This window comes from Saccharomonospora marina XMU15, assembly GCF_000244955.1.
Lineage (GTDB): Bacteria > Actinomycetota > Actinomycetes > Mycobacteriales > Pseudonocardiaceae > Saccharomonospora_A > Saccharomonospora_A marina.
Map to the genome: position 1 here is coordinate 222,460 of NZ_CM001439.1, position 16,360 is coordinate 238,819.

Genomic DNA, 16,360 nt, shown 5'->3' on the forward strand with positions numbered 1-16,360 from the left:
GAAGGCGAGGCGCTAACCACGTAGCAACGATAGCCCCGAGTATCCGCGTGGCTGGTGTCAAAACCGCACCTCTTTGATCAAGTCCTGTTTTGCCCGTACTTGTTCGCTTCTTGCCGGATGCCGAGCCGCGCCACCAGTGCCTCGACCATGTCGCGGCCGGTCGATGGCTGTCGGCGGGATCGCAGCGGCTTGCGCCAGTCTGCACGCTGTGACTTGTCCGGGCCAGACCTCGCGGTTGGGAACCGTATGACCAATGTGGCCATCCAAAGCCGAGTCACCAGCGAAGGACAATCCGGGATGGGGTGGGTCGGACGGTGAGGCTGAAGAGATCGGCGGGCGTAGTGATGTCGGCCGTACTGCTGTGCTTGCTTGGGACGCCGGTTGCCTTCGGGCAGTCGGAGGAGCCGGGTTCGCGGTATGCGCCCACGATGCTCGTGCTCGACGCGTCTGGCTCGATGGCCGAGGCCGACGCCGACGGGGTTGTGAAGATGGACGCGGCCAAGCAAGCCGTTCACGCGGTGGTGGAGGCCGCACCGGCCGGGTCCAGGGTGGGGCTTGCCGTCTACGGCACCGGCACGGGTAACTCCGACGCCGAGCGCGCCAAGGGGTGCGAGGACGTGCTTGTGCTGCGCGAGCCGGAACCGATCGAGAAGTCGGTGATGGCCGACGCGGTGGACGGGTTGACGCCGCGCGGGTACACGCCGATCGGCAAGGCCCTGCGGGTGGCGGCCGACCGGCTGCCCGAGCAGGGGCCGCGGGCGATCGTGCTGGTCTCCGACGGTGAGGACACCTGCGCGCCGCCGCAGCCCTGCGAGGTCGTCAAGGAACTGACCGCCGACGGTATCGACCTGGTCGTGCACACCGTTGGATTCGCCGTGGAACAGCAGGCCCGCTCCCAGTTGACGTGCGTGGCGCACACCACCGGCGGAACCTACACCGACGCCCCGGACGCGAGGACGCTGGAGGAGATCCTGCCAAGGGTGACGGCTACCGCGCTTCGCAACTACGAGCCCGCCGGTGTGCCCATCGCGGGCTCGCAGGGGTACGACTCCGCGCCGGTGGCGGGGCCGGGCCAGTACCTCGACACGATCGGGCAGCGGGAACGGCGGTTCTACGCGGTGGACGTGCCGGAAGGTGCCACGGCCTACTTCAGCGCCACCGTGTCGTTTCCCCGGCTGAGCGGCATCTCGGTGACCGAGGACTTCAGTTCGTTGCAACTTCGCACCTACGGCACCGACGGCGAGGACTGTCACGAGTTCGAAACCGAGCAGGCGACGCGATCAAGCGACGGTGTCGCTCTGACGGTGGCCACGACGTGGCAGGGCGCCGCCGAAGCCGAGACCGGGAGCGAGCAGGGCGACCGCTGCAAGGGCGGCGGGCGGTACTACTTCGCTGTGGAGTGGTCCAGGGTTGCCTCGGGCGTGCCTGAGCGCCTGCCGATGGAGCTTCTTGTCGGGGTGGAGGCCGCTGTGGCCGACACCGGCCCCACCGCCGTGCGACCGAAGGTGGAGTTCGTCGAGCCAACTGGTCCAGCAGTGCCGGTGACAGGGGGCGGCTCGTTCAACGTCGCCGGTGTTCTTACCGGGTCGGGAAGTTACACCGACACGGTGCAGCGTGGTGAGTTCCTGTTCTACCGGGTCAAGCTCGACTGGGGGCAGGGCCTGGCCTACCGGGTGCGGTTCGGGCAGACACCCGGCCGAGGCTTGCCGAACCTGTCCAACATCTCCACGACGCTGTACGCACCGTCGCGGGAGCAGATCGACTGGGACGGCACCGCCTACACCGGCTCTGCCAACGCGCTGCCGACACATGATCCTTCGATCGCCACCGTCCCGGTGCGGTACAACAACCGCACGGCCGACGAGCACAGCGCGCGCAGCCAGAGCGTCGCGGGCTGGTACTACATCGCGGTCAAAGTGAGCCCACCGCACGAGGACGACGGCACCGCGCATCCCGTACCTGTCCATATCGAGCTGACAGTCGGCGGTGAGCCTGAGCAAGGGCCCCGCTACCGCTCCGGCTCGCCGGACTCCGGTGGCGTCGGCCCGTTCGGGGACGGCGGCGCACGGCTCGGCGGTGACGCGGGCCAGGCCCGGGCCGGTGTGCTGACCAGCAGCCCGACGCAGGCCACACCGTCGATGCTGGGCTGGGTCGTCGCCGCCGGGTTGACCGGGGTCGCCGCTGCGGGAACGGGGTTGTTCTTCTTCCTGCGACGGCGTGGCGGGCCGTCGGCACGGTGACAGCGGCTCCCGTAGTCGAACAGTAGCTTGGCATCACCTCGCGGTTGTCGAGTGCGTGAGCTGCGGGTTCGGGGCACGGCTACCACGGCGCCGTGCTCTGTCTTCGTCAGCGAGGTCGGACAGGATCGAAAGAAGGTGAACGTGTCAGGAGGGGGAGTACGGGATGAGCAAATACTCATGGTCAAGAAACGAGACTGTTGCGACGTCTGTGGCGGTGCCGATGGCTGGATCCTGGACACCGTTGTCGACCACGATTCCGGGCTGATCACTTCCGCCGAACGACCTTGCCAGGCGTGCGCACAGCGCAGGTCGCAGGAATTGGCCGTTCCGCAGTTGGGCAGGCCCCGGACGCATTCCTCGAAACAGCGCGGCAGGAGCCGCCGCAGGTTGTCGAAGCTCGCCGCCGGGTTGCAGCGCAGGCGTAGTGACGCCACCACCCCGGCCGCGAAGGACCACAAGCGACACGCGGCATAAGAAGTGTCAAAGATGTGACCGCGGTTCGGCACGCTTCGGATGGCTGCCCGCCCGCCCTTCGGTGGGTGGGCAGCTACCACTCGGCGTGGCACGAATTGCCTTTTTGGACGGTCCTGTCACGTTGCGATGGGACCGACAGCTTGCCCGGCATTCGAGCCGGGCCATTTCTCGTAACGGCCTAATTGGATCTCGGCCACATCCGTGTTCCGGTGCCTTCACCAACCATCCTGACGCAGTGACCGATCCGGATGTGCCCGCACCGCAGCCAACTGGCGAACGGTGCGGGCACACCCGAGGCGGCGGGCGGCTACTGGACGGCGAAGCGGCCGACGGCCGTCTTCCGTGGACCGTGCATCAGCGCCTGCCCTCGATGGCCGAGACCGGCTCGGGCCGGTACTTCGAATCCGTCGTCCCAGAGGAAACCACAGGTCCGCCCGGCGTACGGACTTCCCAGGTCGGTTTCGCGGTGGGCTCCAGCTCTTCCTGCGCGATCGTGCGAGTCGTCCGGTCGGCGTACGCCAGCGGGCGGGCGTGCCGGTCGTGTTCCTGCGCCGCCGCGGCCGAAGGGCCACGCAGTTCGACGGGGACGTCGCCTGCAGGCTGTGCGGTCTCGACGCGAGCGGGGCCTACCCTGCCCTCGAACACCGGCGAGGTGCCCGTGGACACGCCCGCCTGGAACTCCGACGGTTTGCGGTAGGACCTGCGGCGGTCCGGCGAGGTCTTGGCCGGCCGCACGCCTTCAGCGGCGGACTGTACTCGCGGATTCGCCAGCAGCGGCGGCACGGCACCAGGAGTGGCGCGGCTTGCCGACGCCGCTGCCGCATCGGCGCTGATCGCTTTGCTACGCCTGCGGTTGGCGACACGATTGTCCAACACCGACGGTGTCGCGGGTGGCGGTACGCGGAAGGCTTCGGGAATCTCAGGGCGCTGCACCGGCAGCGTCGGAGCGGCAGGTTCCTTGGCGCGATGGGTGGGTGTGGCGCCCGGCGGTGGGACAGGCGGTGTGGAACCAGCCATCCCCGGTGTCGACGGTCCGATGATCTTGCCCTGCTGCCGCTGCTGCGGTGGTTTACCCGCAGGAGTGGCAGCAGGCGGGGGCGGGATCGTGCCCGGGGGGTAGCCGCCGTTGCCCGGCATCATGGGCAGTCCGGGTGCTTTGCCCGGCGCGGTGGGTGGCGGGGTCGGGGCTCCCGGACCGCCGCCAGGGGGGAGAACGGGGAATTTCGACGGTGCGCCAGGCCCCGTACCAAGGACAGGCGCCGTGCGAAGCAGGCCCGGCGTTCTCGGCGCTCCTGGCCCGACCATCGGAACCGGCGGCACGCCGGACACCCCTGGCCCCCCGCCTGCGCCTACCGGTGGTACCGGCGGCGGTGAGGGTGGCGCCGCAGCGTTGGGTGCTGGGGGCGCCGCAGGTGCACCCTGCGGCGAGGCCCCACCACCGGGAGTCGCGGGAGTGTCGCCGTTGAAGGTCGGTGCGTTGTGGGCGAAGGCTCCGGGCCCACCCGGAGCACCGGGAGCACCGGGAGCGCCTGGAGCACCGGGAGCACCGGGAGCACCGGGAGCACCGGGAGCACCGGGAGCACCGGGAGCACCGGGAGCGGCCGGAGGAAGCGGACCGCCGTTCGCGCTGGGATGCAGCACCGCGTTGAGCGGGTCGAGCATCTTCGCCCGACCCAGCTGCAGTTTCTGGATTATCGGCGCGTAGGCGTTGGCGGTCTCGCTGGCCAGTTCGCGCGCCTTCTGGTTGTACTGGTCCTTCGTCCTGCCCACTTCGGTGAGATTGTCGAGCGTCTTGTAGTACTCGATCATCGTCTTCCGCGCGTCGCCCTTCAGCCCTTTCATCGGGCTTGAGGCCAGGTGGGCTTCGGCGGATTCACCCAGCTCCCGCTGGTACTCCGCCCACAGGTCGCGCATCTTGGACTGGGCGATGCTCATCTCGGCGGACAGGTTGTTCAGCGCCTCGGCGTTGGCTTCGGCGGCCTCACGCCAGACCTGCGTGTACGCCAGGGTCTCCCCGACCTTTCGCAGGAAGGCGTCCTTGGCCTCCGGTGACTCCCACTTGGCTTCCAGGTCGAGGGTCTGGTTGTAGAGCTCGTTCTTGACGTTGAACAGCATCGAGGCGATGTTGGACCACACATCGGCGCGCTCCGATGTGGTGCCCGGCTGCTCGCCCATGATCTGCATCTTGACCTGGTCGATCGTGATGCCGTCGGCGGCGTCGGAGTTCGGATCGGGGGTCTCCGGGGGCGGGCCGGACTGCGGCTTCTTGCCGGTCGCTGCCTCTTGCTGCCGTTCCCACTCCGTCGTGTAGTGCATGACCGCGGACGGCACGTACGGGACGTAGCCACCACCGTGCGACAGTTGGCGCAGGTAGGAGATGCCGTAGCCGAAGTAGAGGTCGGATTCGCCCACGGTGGCTCACAGCCCCGTGCGCATGGTGGCGCGCTGCAACGCGTCGTCGGTCTGCCGCATCCAATCGTCGGTGGTCACCGCAGGCGGTTGCCGGGGGATGTAGCGCTCGTCGGTGCGCTCCGTCGTCACCTTGCCGTTCTCGTCCTGCTTCTCCGTCACCGTGTAGTACTCGCGGCTTTCCGTGCCGTCCTCGTGCTTCGTGGTCACGATGTGGCGGGTCGTGGTGGTCTCGTTGCCGTTGGCGTCCACGGCCGTGGTGGTCACCTGCGAGTGCGTCGTGTTACCCCTCGTTACTTCCGTGGATTCCTTGGTGGTGGTGCTGACCTGCTCGCCTTCGTCGTTGTAGCTGGTGGTCACCGAGTCACCGTTGAGGTCCGTCGTGACCTCGTAGACGGTGTTGCCCTTCTTGTCGTAGCCAACCTCGGTGGTGCCACCGGGATGGTGAGTGACCTGCCGCGTCCCCCCGCTGGCCGTGCGGTACTCGTAGATCGTCACCGGGCCGTAGCTCTTCGTCGAGATCAGCACGTCGTCGTTGGGGTTGATGTCGGCCGCGCCGTTTTCGGTCATCGCCTGCTCGATGGTCTTGCCCTCGGCGAGATACTGCGGAAGGTTCGCGGGCTTCTCGGCTCCCGGCATCGCGAACGCCCAGTTCACCGCATCCAGTGTCGCGCCACTGGCGTTGTCGGTGTTCTCGTACAGGTCGGCGAGGATGTGCGCGCCCGAGGGAATGGCTGTCAGGTTCTGCCGCAGGTCCTGGATGAACGCCACTATCTCGCTGGCGTTGCGTGAGTTGAGCTGGTCGCAGTAGGACCCTTCCGGGAAGCCGCCCGTGCTCAGTGAGACGTCCTTGCCGCCGCCGTTCACGAGCATGACGGGGCCCATCATGTCGTCCTGCAGGTTGGTCCCGATCGCCGCGACATTGGTGGCGTAACCGCGAAACGTGCTGGAATCCGCGTCGATCGTCGCATCGCCCTGAAAGGTCCATGGCGCCGCGACAGGTCCCGAGTAGGGCGGTTCCCCCATGGCTTCCTCCGTCTGCACTGTGGACATCTTCGAGTGGACCAGGCCCCGGAAGGCAGCGGCGACGCTGCCCGCGTCATCCAGCTAACCACCACGAGTCAACCCCACAGGGTTGGTCACTCCTGTTGAGGTAGATGCGCGAACTGCACCAGCAGTTCCCCCTTGGAGCGGGTAATCAGCCAGCCCCTGCCCGTCGGGAGTGGCCCCGGCCTGAGGTTGCCGAGGAGCGGCCCTTCCTCGCGGTTGCCGGACATCATGATTCCAGGCGAGGCCAGATCGCGGATGCGCGAGATCACCGGATCGAACAGTGCCCGTCCAGCGCCGCCGGAGCGGCGGGTCACCACCAGGTGCAGGCCGATGTCGCGGCCCTGCGTCATGAACTCCAGCAGCGGTGCCAGCGGGTTGCTGTGCGAGTTCGGTGCTACCAGGTCGAGGTCGTCGACGAGGATGAACAGCTCCGGGCCACTCCACCAGCTGCGGTTGCGCAGTTGTTCGGGAGTGATGTCGCCACCTGGCAGGCGTTTGGTCATGGCATCGATGGTGACCTGGACCATCTCCTGCACGGTCTTCGTCGCTGTCGCATACCCGATCAGGTACTCGTCGGGAATCAGCCCAAGCAGGCTGCGCCGGAAGTCCACGACCGCGATCTGGGCCTGCTCCGGCGTGTAGCGGCCCATGATGCCGGTCGCCAGCGCGCGCAGGAAGTTGCTCTTGCCCGACTCCACATCGCCGAACAGCAGCAGGTGCGGCTCGGCCTCGAAGTCGAGGTAGACGGGCTGTAGGTCGGTCTCGGCGATGCCGACCGGGATGCCCGGCCCCTCGTCGGCGGGTGGAAGCGCGGAGTACGGCAGGTCGGTCGGCAGCAGCCGCACGCGCTGCGCGGCCGGACCGGTCCACCCGGCGTTGATCGAGTCGACCAACTGCTTGACGCCTTCCGCGAGATCGACATCGGTGCAGCGGCCGTCCACTCGCGGCACACCCGCCAGGAACTGGGCGCCGTCCGGAGAAAGCCCCCTGCCGGGTGCCTGCTCCGGCACGGCCGCCGCCTGCCGCCTGCCGAACGCCGAGTCCACCGGGTCACCGAGCCGTAGCTCCAGCTTGCTGCCGAACATGTCGCGGACGTTCATGCGCAGGTCCATCCACCGGTTCGCGGTCGCGATCACGTGCACGCCGAAGCCGAGGCCGCGGTTGACCAGTTCGGTGACGGTCGGCTCCAGTTGCTCGTACTCGGTGCGCAGGGTGGCCCAGCCGTCCACGACCAGGAACACGTCACCGAAGTTGTCCTCGGGAAACTTGCCCTCCCGCAGCAGTTTGCGGTAGGTGGCCATGCCGTCGATTCCGTGCTCGGAGAACCGTTGCTCGCGTTCCAGCAGCAGGTTGTAGGCCTCGGCCACGCTGCGCCGCACCTCGGTGGTGTCACGCCGGGTGGAAACGCCACTGACGTGAGGCAGTCCCCGCATCGAGGCCAGCCCGCCGCCACCGAAGTCGAGGCAGAAGAACTGCACCTCCGCGGGGGTGTGGGTGAGCGCGAGACTGCCCATGACGGTGCGGACCACCGTGCTCTTACCGCTGTGCGGACCGCCGACCACGACCAGGTTCCCGCCCGCGCCGGACAACTCCAGCCAGCACACGTCCCTGCGTTGCTCGGCAGGCCGGTCGATCACGCCCGCCGCGGCGGTCAGTGCCCCCCACAGGTTCGTGTCCTCGGTCGTCAGGCCGCGCTCGGAATCGGTCCGCAGCGCTGTCAGCAGTCGGTCCAGGGTCGGCGGCTCGGCAAGCGGAGGCAGCCACACCTGGTGCGCAGGCCTTCCCTTGCCCTCCATCCGCTCCACCAGCACGTCGAGCAGGGTCTCGCCGTTCTCGGCATCGTCGTCGTGGCTCGAGGTCGGTTCGAGTTGGTCGGTGGTGCGGGGCCGCAGGTAGCGGGTCGAGTATTCCTGCACCGGGTCGATGTGCCTGCCCTGGTCGTCGGTGCGAACCGCGCTGGCGCCGCGGCGGTGGACGCCGGAGACGTACGCCGCCCGGAACCTGACGAGATCCTCGGTTCCCGCGCGAAGAAAGCCGTTACCAGGCGCGCGTGGCAACTGGAAGGCGTCGGGGGCGCCGATGGCGGCCCTGCTCTCCATGGCCGAGAACGTCCGCAAACCGATCCGGTAGGAAAGGTGCGAATCCAGGCCGCGAAGCCTGCCCTCCTCCAGGCGTTGCGATGCCAGCAGCAGGTGCACGCCCAGCGAACGGCCCACCCGCCCGATCTGGACGAACATGTCGATGAAGTCGGGCCGAGCGGTGAGCAGTTCGGAGAACTCGTCGACGATCACCAGCAGCGCGGGCAGCGGTTCCAGCGGCGCGCCCGCCGTGCGGGCCTTCTCGTAGTCACGTTGGGAGCCGTAGTTGCCCGCCTTGCGCAACAGTTCCTGACGGCGCAGCAGCTCACCCTGGATGGCGTCGAGCATGCGGTCCACCAGGTGCAGCTCGTCGGCAAGGTTGGTGATCACCGCGCTGGTGTGCGGGAGCCGGTCGAGCTTGGTGAAGGTGGCGCCACCCTTGAAGTCCACCAGCACGAAGTTGAGGATCTCCGAGTCGTGCCTGAGGGCCAGCGCCAGCACCAGGGTACGAAGCAACTCCGACTTGCCGGAACCGGTCGCGCCGACGAGCAGGCCGTGTGGCCCCATGCCGTCCTGCGCCGACTCCTTCAGGTCGAGTTCCATCGGGCGGCCGTCGGCGGTCACCCCGATCGGCACGCGCAACCGGTCCCGATTCGATCGCTTCGCCCAGCTCTCGGAGAGATCGAACTCGTACGGGTCGCCCAGCCCGAGCAGGTCGGTCAGCTCGAGCGAGGTGGCAAGCGGTTGTTCCGCGGTGGTCGCCGACGACAGCCGCAGCGGAGCGAGCGTGCGCGCGAGGCCGAGCATTCCGGCCGGGTCGAGCGAGTCGGCCTCGCCGATGGCGTTCTCGCCGTCCATCGTCCTGCTCCGCAGCGCCCCGTCGGCGCCGATGTCCAGCACAAGCGTCGTCGCGTCCAGCAGTCTCGGTGGTGTGCCGGACAGGTCGATCAGCGTGGTTCCCTCGACACCGCCCTCGATCATGAGGTGTTCCGAGCCCGCCGTGTCACCCCCGTCGAGGATCACGACCACGTGTGTCGAGCCGTCCGCAGGCGGTGTGCTGGGGTTGAACCGCGGCCGGTTGGCGAGCACGTCGTCGAGCATGGCCTCGATCGCGGTGATGCTCGGGGCGACGAGGCGGATGGGGCCCACGGCGTCGTGCTTGTCCGGGTGCAGCGCGTGCGGAAGCCATTTCGCCCAGTCCCAGGCCTGCCGGTTCTTCGGACTCACGCAGAGTGCGGCCAGCACGTCACCAGGTGCGTGAAATGTGCAGAGCTGGGCGAGCATCGCAGCCGCGAGCCCGCGTCCCCGTTCGGTGTCGCCGGTGACGTAGATGCGCGAGAACCCGCGAAGCGCGACCGCGACGGGAAGGTCGGGCACCGTGGAGTAGGTCGTCACGAACTTGCGCAGCGCCATCGCGCACAGCGGTTCGAGCTCGTCGACCGGTTTGGTCTCCGGCGGCACCAGCGGTGTCGCCAGTTCCTGGCTGCCGAGTCCGATTCGGATGATCGTGAAGTCCCAGTCGCCCGGCCTGCGTTCCCACAGTCGGGCGCTCTGCGCCGTCGACCAGAGGCGGTCCGGATCGGGGTGGCGGTAGAACATGGCCTGACGCTGGCGGGAGATGGTGTCGCGAACCTGTGCGCGTAGCTGGCTCAGCTTGCGCATGTACTGCCGCCGGTTCTGGATCATCTCCTGCTTGCCAGGCCCCTGCCCGGCCTGACTCATGATCTGGAAAAGGATCATCCCCAAAACGGCGGCGCCGTAAAGGCCGCCCGCCACGTACATGATCGGCCCTGGTGAGCGCGCACCGATCAGCAGTCCCATACCGGCGGTGCCCGCCAGCATGGGCAGGATCATCAGGACCCTGGTCCAGTTCTTTCCCGTGATGGGCGGGTTCTCCGGTGGCGGGTCCAAAATCACTTCACCGGAAGGCAGTTCGGGCGCGGGCCTACGTACGGGCCGCTTGACTATGATCGTTGCCAAGGCCGAACCTCCCGAGAGCGGTTTATCGTGACCCACTGCCGTGGTGCACATTGTTACTCTGCCAGTCGAGGCGGGGTTCCAAGTTGGAGGTGTGCGGCATGACGTCGGCGATGGGCCTGAAACTGGCCAAAGTGACGATCTCCACGCCGAAACGTGGTATCGATGTCGCCTTGCCCGAAGACGTCACGCTCGCGGAACTGCTTCCCTACATTCTGCGGCACGCCGGTGACGAAACCGCGGACGCGGGCGAACGGCACGGTGGCTGGGCGCTGAGCCGTCCGACAGGCGAACGGCTTGACCCCAGGCAGACCCTCGGCGCGCAGGGGGTACGCGACGGCGAGGTGCTGCACCTCGTTGCCGGGCAGGTCGAATGGCCGGAGATCGAGTACGACGATCTGGTCGAGACGATCGCCAGCGGTGCCAGGCGGTACGGCCGCAGCTGGGGGCGCGCGGCGACGCGGCGCTGCGGACTGGCCGTGGCCGTGGCGGTTCTCGGGTTGGCGACTCTGGTCGTGTTCCTGTTCCGGCCACCCTGGTTGGTGCCCGGACTGGTACTGCTCGGCGCGGCGACCGTGTTGCTGGCGGCGGGCGTCGTTGTCGCGCGGACGGTTCCCGACGCGCTGGCAGGCGCCGCGTTCGCGGGCCCCGCGCTGGTGTACGCCTTCCTGGGCGGGCTGGTGCTCACCGCACCCGATCACGCGAACCTGTTCAGCATGGGGCCACCGAGGCTGCTGCTCGGTTCGATCTCGCTGCTGGTGTTCGGGATCGTGGGCTACGTGGGTGTCGCGGCCGTCGGCCGGGTGTTCATGGCCGCGATCACCGTCGGACTGCTCGGCACACTCGGCGCGTTGTTCGGCAACCCGCTCAGCCCTGACGGCGCGGCGGCACTCGTACTGACCGTCGGGATCGCGTTGCTGCCCGGTTACCCGATGCTCGCCGTCCGGCTCGGCAGGGTCCCGCTGCCCGAACTCCCGCAGCGCTCTGCCGAACTGCTCGAGGACGACAAGCCTGTGCCGACGCCCGCCGTCTTCGCCGCCGCGGCCCGCGCCGACGAGGTGCTGTCGGGGTTGCTGCTCGGGCTGTCGGTCGCGAGTGTGTTCGCCTCCCTCTACCTGCTCGGACACGGCGGCGGCGCCTGGCTGATCATGCTGGTTCTGGTGGCCGTCGCGCTGTTGCTCAGGGCGCGCATCTTCCCGGTGCCCCGCCAGCGAATCCCGTTGCTCGTGGGTGGAATCCTGGTTTCGGCGCTGCTGGCCTACTGGCTGGCCACCCGCGCGAACGACAACGCCGGTGTCGGCGTGTTCCTGCTCGGCATCGGCCTGCTCGCGATGCTGCTCGCCTACGCCGGATTGGTGTACAGCAGGAAGAACCCGTCTCCGCAGCTGGGCCGGATCGCCGATATCCTCGACGTCGTGGCTATCCTGGCGCTCATTCCGTTCGCCGCGTACATCACCGGATTCTTCAGTTATGTGCAGGGCCTGATGGCTTCGATCGGTTGAGGGTGACAGGTGCCAACTCGTCGGGATCAGCTGCAGGCCTACCAGTTCATGATGCGGCGGGTCACCTCCGCGCTCATAGTGCACGAAACCGACCCCGAGTTGGCCCCCCTGCGCAGGGGTGTGGGCGCCGTGTTCGCCGGTGTGATGATCGCCGTGCTGATCGCGGCCGGCTTCGGGGTGTACGGCGTCTTCACCGGCATCGGCGGCACGTCGTGGCGCGCCGATGGTTCGGTCATCGTGGAGAAGGAGACCGGCGCCACTTACGTCTATCTCGGCGACAGCCTGCAGCCGGTACTCAACATCACCTCCGGGCGGCTGCTCGGCAACATGTCCGATCCGGAACCGCACCGCGTGTCGGCCGCCGACCTGGAGGGCATTCCGCGCAACCCGATGGTCGGCATCCCTGGCGCGCCCGCCTCGCTGCCGTCGGCCGAGCAGGCGCTAGGAGCACCGTGGACGATGTGCTCGGTGCTCGCGGAGAACACCGCGGGGGTGCCGACACCGAGCACCGCGCTGCTGGTCGGCGGCGAGATACCGGACGGTTCCCCGCTGCGAGATCGCGGCGTGCTCGTCCGTGACGTCGAGACCGGCACCAACTATCTCGTCTGGAACAACCGGCACTACCGCATCGCCGGGGATCGCCCGGAAGCGGTGCTGCGGTCGGTTTTCGGGGCGGACCTGGAGATCGTCGATGCCGGTACGGCCTGGCTGAACGGGCTCCCCGCGGGACAGGACATCGGACCGATCGACATCGAAGGCAGGGGACAGCCGTCGTCGATAGCGGACGACCTGGCGGTGGGTGACGTCGTCTTTCACGCGGCGGGGGACGGCAGGCAACACTATCTGGTTCGAACCGACGGGCTGGCTCCGCTCACCGAGCTGCAGGTCCGAATCCTGCGTGGCCAGTACTCGGTGACGCCCAAGGAGATCTCTCCTTCGCTGGCCAACGAGGCGCCTGCCAGCGATGCACCGGCCCCGGCGAGTGGCGAGGCGGCACCGCCGGAGTCGCCGCCGGAGCTGGTGCGGATTCCCGGCGAAGGGCCGGTCGCGTTGTGTTCCCGCACTGACAGTGCGAGCTCGGGTCCGGTGATCTCGATCGGCGGCGACGTTTCCGCGCTCGACGCCGGGGTCCAGACCAGTGCCGAGACACCGGCGGGGGTCAGGCTGGCCGATCGGGTGCTCGTGCCGCCCGGCGGTGTGGCCGTGGTGCGTGCCCTGCCGTCCGACGGCAGCGGTCCCGGGGCGCTGAGCATCGTCACCGATCTGGGCATGCGTTTTGCGGTGCCCTCACCCGATGTACTCGCTGCTTTGGGGTACTCGGATGCAATGGCGGTCGATATGCCCGCCACGCTGGTGCAACGCATCCCCGCCGGCCCCGCGCTGAATCCCGCGACCGCGCTACGACCGGCGCAGCAGTCCCCGTAGCGAAACCCGTACCCGCTCCGCGATGCGGCTGGTCGTAGTGTGCTGAGCTGCGATATCGCGTCCTCGATGAGGTGTCGCCCTGTCTGCGGGATGCCAGCGCGCGCTCTTACGTTGAACGCGAGGCCAATCCACATGCGTATGGGGTGACAGCATTGACGGGGAAAATCAATCTCGATCCCGATCAGGTTCAGGACCTCGAGAACGCCATCGGCGACACCGGTGAGCGCGCCGCCGAGGTCATCAACCGGATCAGGGAGTCCTACCTCAGCGTGGTCGGTCCCGGCTGGCAGGGCGGTGCCGCCAACGCGGCGGTGCGCAAGCAGGAAGAGTTCTACGAGATCTGGACGAGGCTGAAGGGCATTCTCGTGGATCTCCAGTCAGGCGTTACCGGCAACAAGCGACTCATCCTCGAAACCGACGCGGATGACGAACTGCAACTGGGGGCCGTCGACCCCGGTGCCGCCGCTGCGGCCGAAGGCTACGGCGGCGGCATGGCGGCGAAGAGCGGTCGGCTCTGAGCTCGTCAACGGTCACCACCGAAACCACAGCCGGGAGGACACATGGTTTTCAGGGTCACGGGCGCCGTCGATGAGACGGGTGCGAGTACGGTCGGCTACGCCGAGCAGATCCGGGGGCTGTTCGAGGATCTGATGACGAAGGCGCGGGGAATCTGCGGCGGTGCCTGGGAGAGCGGGGCATCCGAGGTGTTCCTGGCTGCGCAGGGGAAGTGGGACGCCGAGGCAGGCAACCTCACCAACGCGCAGACCGAGATCGGTCAGCTCACCCGGATGGCGGCGGAGAACGCGTTCGCTGCCGACCGCAAGGGCGCGGGACTGTTCCCGATGTAAGCGGGCGCTCGACACGAAACAGGGGGTTTCGGGAGCCGGTTCTGGAGCGGGAGGCTCCAGAACCGGCTTTCTCACGAACAGGAGCTGATAGGAAGGCACAAACCGTGCGCGAACCAGGATCACCGACCTGGCGAGGGTCGCCCCGACCGGTCGCCGAACAGCTCGACGGGTGGTTCGGGCAGTTCGTCCTCGGGCCGGTCCTGCGGGGCTTCGGCGAGTCCGCTGCGCCATCCGCGCCTTCGACCGCGCGGCCCGAACACGACTGCCACGGTCACCGCGGCGGCGAGTGCGGCGGCCGCGCCTGCCAGGCCGAAGGCGAGTTCGTCGCTGTCGGCCTGTGCTTGCGCCCGTGCACGTTCCTGCCTGCTCATGGTCGTTCGCGACATCGGCGGCAGTTCGGCCGGATCTCCCGGAACCAGGTTCTCCACCACCGCTTGGTAGGGGTTCACCAACCCCTGCCCGTAGTTCGCGCTGCCCTCGCTGTCGGGCGCGGGTGCGGCCGTCGCACGTACCCGTCGCACGATGTCGGCGGCGGAGGCGCCACGGTGGTAGGAGCGGGCGAGCGCGACAGTGCCCGCCACGTAACCGGTGGCGAACGCGCTTGCCGACATTTCGCCGTGCCCAGCCTTCGGAAGCGTGGTGAGCACCTCGTAGCCGGGCGCCACCAGATCCACGTGTTCCGGGCGGGACGCGTCGGTGACCAGCCCGTCGCGGCCGATCCCACTCACCCCGAGTACCCCGTCGTAGGCGGCCGGGTACGGCGTGAGACCGAGCGGTGTGGTCCTGGTCAGCTCGCCGGTCGCGGCCACGAGCACGACGTCGTTGTCCAGCGCCCGCCGCACGGCCTGCCGCAGCGCGGTGCTGTCCTGGTAGGTGATCGTGGGAACCGCGATGACCGTCGCGCCTCGGTCGATGGCCCACTCGATCGCCGAGGCGAGCAGAGCCGGCGCCACCGATTCCCCCGCGCCGGTGGGAAACCGGTCACCGACCACTTTGGCCGAAAGCAACCTCGCATCGGGTGCCACTCCGTGAAACCCGACCGAGTCAATGGAGCGCGCGGCCACGATTCCGGCGACACCCGTGCCGGTCCCCAGGCAGTCGGCTTCGCCGCTGGGATCGCTTCGCGGATCGGCGGGAGCAAGGTCGATCGAGTCGGTGACCCTGCCGGCGAGTTGCGGGTGGGTCGCGATCCCGGTGCTGACGACCGCCACACGTTGGCCCGCACCCGTGGACATCGGCCACGCCCGGTCGGGCGAGAGCAGTTGCTGTGCCCAGGGCACCGGCGTGATCTCCGCTCCTGGCTGAACACATTGCTGTTGCGCCGCGACCGGATGCGGCGCGACCAACAAGGTGATGCCGCCGATCGTCGCGGCGAGCGTCAGACGCAAGAAGTTCTTCAGCGGCACGCGGCGATGCTAGCGGAACCGGCGGCATGCCTGGAAAGTCCAAGGCGCATGGTGTGCTGCGGGGTGTGTCTAGATGAGGAGTTGTGCGATGGAGTTTCGTGAGGAGTCCGTCGACCCGGTCTTCCAGGACGTGTTGGACCAGATTCAGCAGATGGCGGAGTCGGTTCCGGACACCCAACGCCGGATGATGGAGCTGACCGGGGTGGCGTGGTCGGACGACCGCATGGTGAAGGTTGTCGTCGGTCCACGCGGGCAACTTGTCGATCTCGAGATCGACCCGAGGGTGTTCCGGCGCCCCGACGCGAGCGAGTTGCAGGCCAAGATCCTCGCGACGTCGCACGCGGCGGTTGCGGACGTGTCCGAACAGCTCAAAGAGATCATGGAGAGCCAGTTCCCACCCGAGATCGCCGAGATCAGGCAGAAGTACACCCCGGAGTGGGAGGACAACTTCGTCGACCTGCTGCGCAGTGACGCGGAAATCTTCGCCGAACGGAAGGAGCAACGATGAGCGGCTTCATCGACGTCAACACGAGCCTGTCGGCGATCATGGCGATGGGAAGCCAGTTCAAGGTTCGGGCCGAGGAGTTCGAGAAGCTCGCCAAACCGACGCAGGAAAAGATCATCGAGCTGATCCAGGACATTGGCACTTACGGTGACGACAAGCCGGGAGAAGCCATGCGAGCCCAGCACCCGAAGGCGGACGACATCAAGGCGATCTACGCCAACCACGCCGGACTGTCCGAATCGGCCGCCCAGATCGGAGACAACGTCAGGTACGTGATGGCTCTCTACGAGGCCGAGGCGCGCAAGAGCAAGGAGGACATGGACGGCGTGGAGATCTGAGCGGGCTCTCCGCTGACTTGTTCTCGTGTCCGGTTCATCGCGATGTGAAGGGTGGGTGCGTTGGGTTCGAATCCGCTGGACGGACCGATCGGCGCATTCGCTCGTCAA

The 16,360-nt window shown here is 68.0% G+C and carries 12 protein-coding genes; 8 read left to right on the plus strand and 4 right to left on the minus strand.

Annotated elements, in window-relative coordinates:
* Positions 1 to 314: 314 nt before the first annotated feature.
* Together SACMADRAFT_RS01185 and SACMADRAFT_RS01190 are read left to right on the plus strand one after the other, a co-directional pair.
* Entirely contained in the window at positions 315 to 2,240 is a 1,926-nt protein-coding gene (locus tag SACMADRAFT_RS01185; protein WP_198285918.1) for a vWA domain-containing protein, read from the plus strand.
* A 177-nt stretch (positions 2,241 to 2,417) separates the two neighbouring features.
* A complete protein-coding gene (locus SACMADRAFT_RS01190) occupies positions 2,418 to 2,714 on the plus strand; it encodes a hypothetical protein (RefSeq protein ID WP_009151943.1) in 297 nt (98 codons plus the stop codon).
* A gap of 354 nt (positions 2,715 to 3,068) precedes the next feature.
* Here the strand turns inward: SACMADRAFT_RS01190 and SACMADRAFT_RS30705 are convergent, their stop codons facing one another.
* From SACMADRAFT_RS30705 to SACMADRAFT_RS01205, 3 genes are all read right to left on the minus strand, one after another.
* Positions 3,069 to 5,126 (minus strand): hypothetical protein, encoded by a 2,058-nt coding sequence (locus SACMADRAFT_RS30705; protein ID WP_009151944.1) that lies wholly within the window; start codon positions 5,124 to 5,126, stop codon positions 3,069 to 3,071.
* A gap of 6 nt (positions 5,127 to 5,132) precedes the next feature.
* A complete protein-coding gene (locus tag SACMADRAFT_RS01200; RefSeq protein WP_009151945.1) occupies positions 5,133 to 6,149 on the minus strand; it encodes a hypothetical protein in 1,017 nt (338 codons plus the stop codon).
* Between the two features lie 113 nt (positions 6,150 to 6,262).
* Complete coding sequence (locus tag SACMADRAFT_RS01205) at positions 6,263 to 10,231, minus strand: type VII secretion protein EccC (protein WP_009151946.1); 3,969 nt, start codon at positions 10,229 to 10,231, stop codon at positions 6,263 to 6,265.
* A gap of 98 nt (positions 10,232 to 10,329) precedes the next feature.
* Between SACMADRAFT_RS01205 and eccD the strand changes: the two genes are divergently transcribed.
* From eccD to SACMADRAFT_RS01225, 4 genes are all read left to right on the plus strand, one after another.
* Positions 10,330 to 11,730 carry a type VII secretion integral membrane protein EccD gene (gene eccD, locus SACMADRAFT_RS01210; RefSeq protein ID WP_009151947.1) on the plus strand — a complete coding sequence of 467 codons (1,401 nt, stop codon included), beginning with the start codon at positions 10,330 to 10,332 and terminating at the stop codon, positions 11,728 to 11,730.
* Positions 11,731 to 11,739: 9 nt separating this feature from the next.
* Positions 11,740 to 13,155, plus strand: coding sequence for a type VII secretion protein EccB (gene eccB / locus SACMADRAFT_RS01215; RefSeq protein ID WP_009151948.1), 1,416 nt, complete (start codon positions 11,740 to 11,742; stop codon positions 13,153 to 13,155).
* Between the two features lie 152 nt (positions 13,156 to 13,307).
* Complete coding sequence (locus SACMADRAFT_RS01220; protein ID WP_040925495.1) at positions 13,308 to 13,673, plus strand: WXG100 family type VII secretion target; 366 nt, start codon at positions 13,308 to 13,310, stop codon at positions 13,671 to 13,673.
* A gap of 42 nt (positions 13,674 to 13,715) precedes the next feature.
* Positions 13,716 to 14,003 (plus strand): WXG100 family type VII secretion target, encoded by a 288-nt coding sequence (locus SACMADRAFT_RS01225; protein WP_009151950.1) that lies wholly within the window; start codon positions 13,716 to 13,718, stop codon positions 14,001 to 14,003.
* A 119-nt stretch (positions 14,004 to 14,122) separates the two neighbouring features.
* On the opposite strand, the gene SACMADRAFT_RS01230 is transcribed toward SACMADRAFT_RS01225, so the two are convergent.
* Positions 14,123 to 15,409 carry a S8 family serine peptidase gene (locus tag SACMADRAFT_RS01230; protein WP_009151951.1) on the minus strand — a complete coding sequence of 429 codons (1,287 nt, stop codon included), beginning with the start codon at positions 15,407 to 15,409 and terminating at the stop codon, positions 14,123 to 14,125.
* Between the two features lie 88 nt (positions 15,410 to 15,497).
* Between SACMADRAFT_RS01230 and SACMADRAFT_RS01235 the strand changes: the two genes are divergently transcribed.
* Together SACMADRAFT_RS01235 and SACMADRAFT_RS01240 are read left to right on the plus strand one after the other, a co-directional pair.
* Complete coding sequence (locus SACMADRAFT_RS01235; RefSeq protein ID WP_009151952.1) at positions 15,498 to 15,917, plus strand: YbaB/EbfC family nucleoid-associated protein; 420 nt, start codon at positions 15,498 to 15,500, stop codon at positions 15,915 to 15,917.
* Entirely contained in the window at positions 15,914 to 16,252 is a 339-nt protein-coding gene (locus SACMADRAFT_RS01240; protein WP_009151953.1) for a hypothetical protein, read from the plus strand. Before SACMADRAFT_RS01235 ends, SACMADRAFT_RS01240 begins: the two co-directional genes overlap by 4 nt.
* The last annotated feature ends 108 nt before the right edge of the window (positions 16,253 to 16,360 follow it).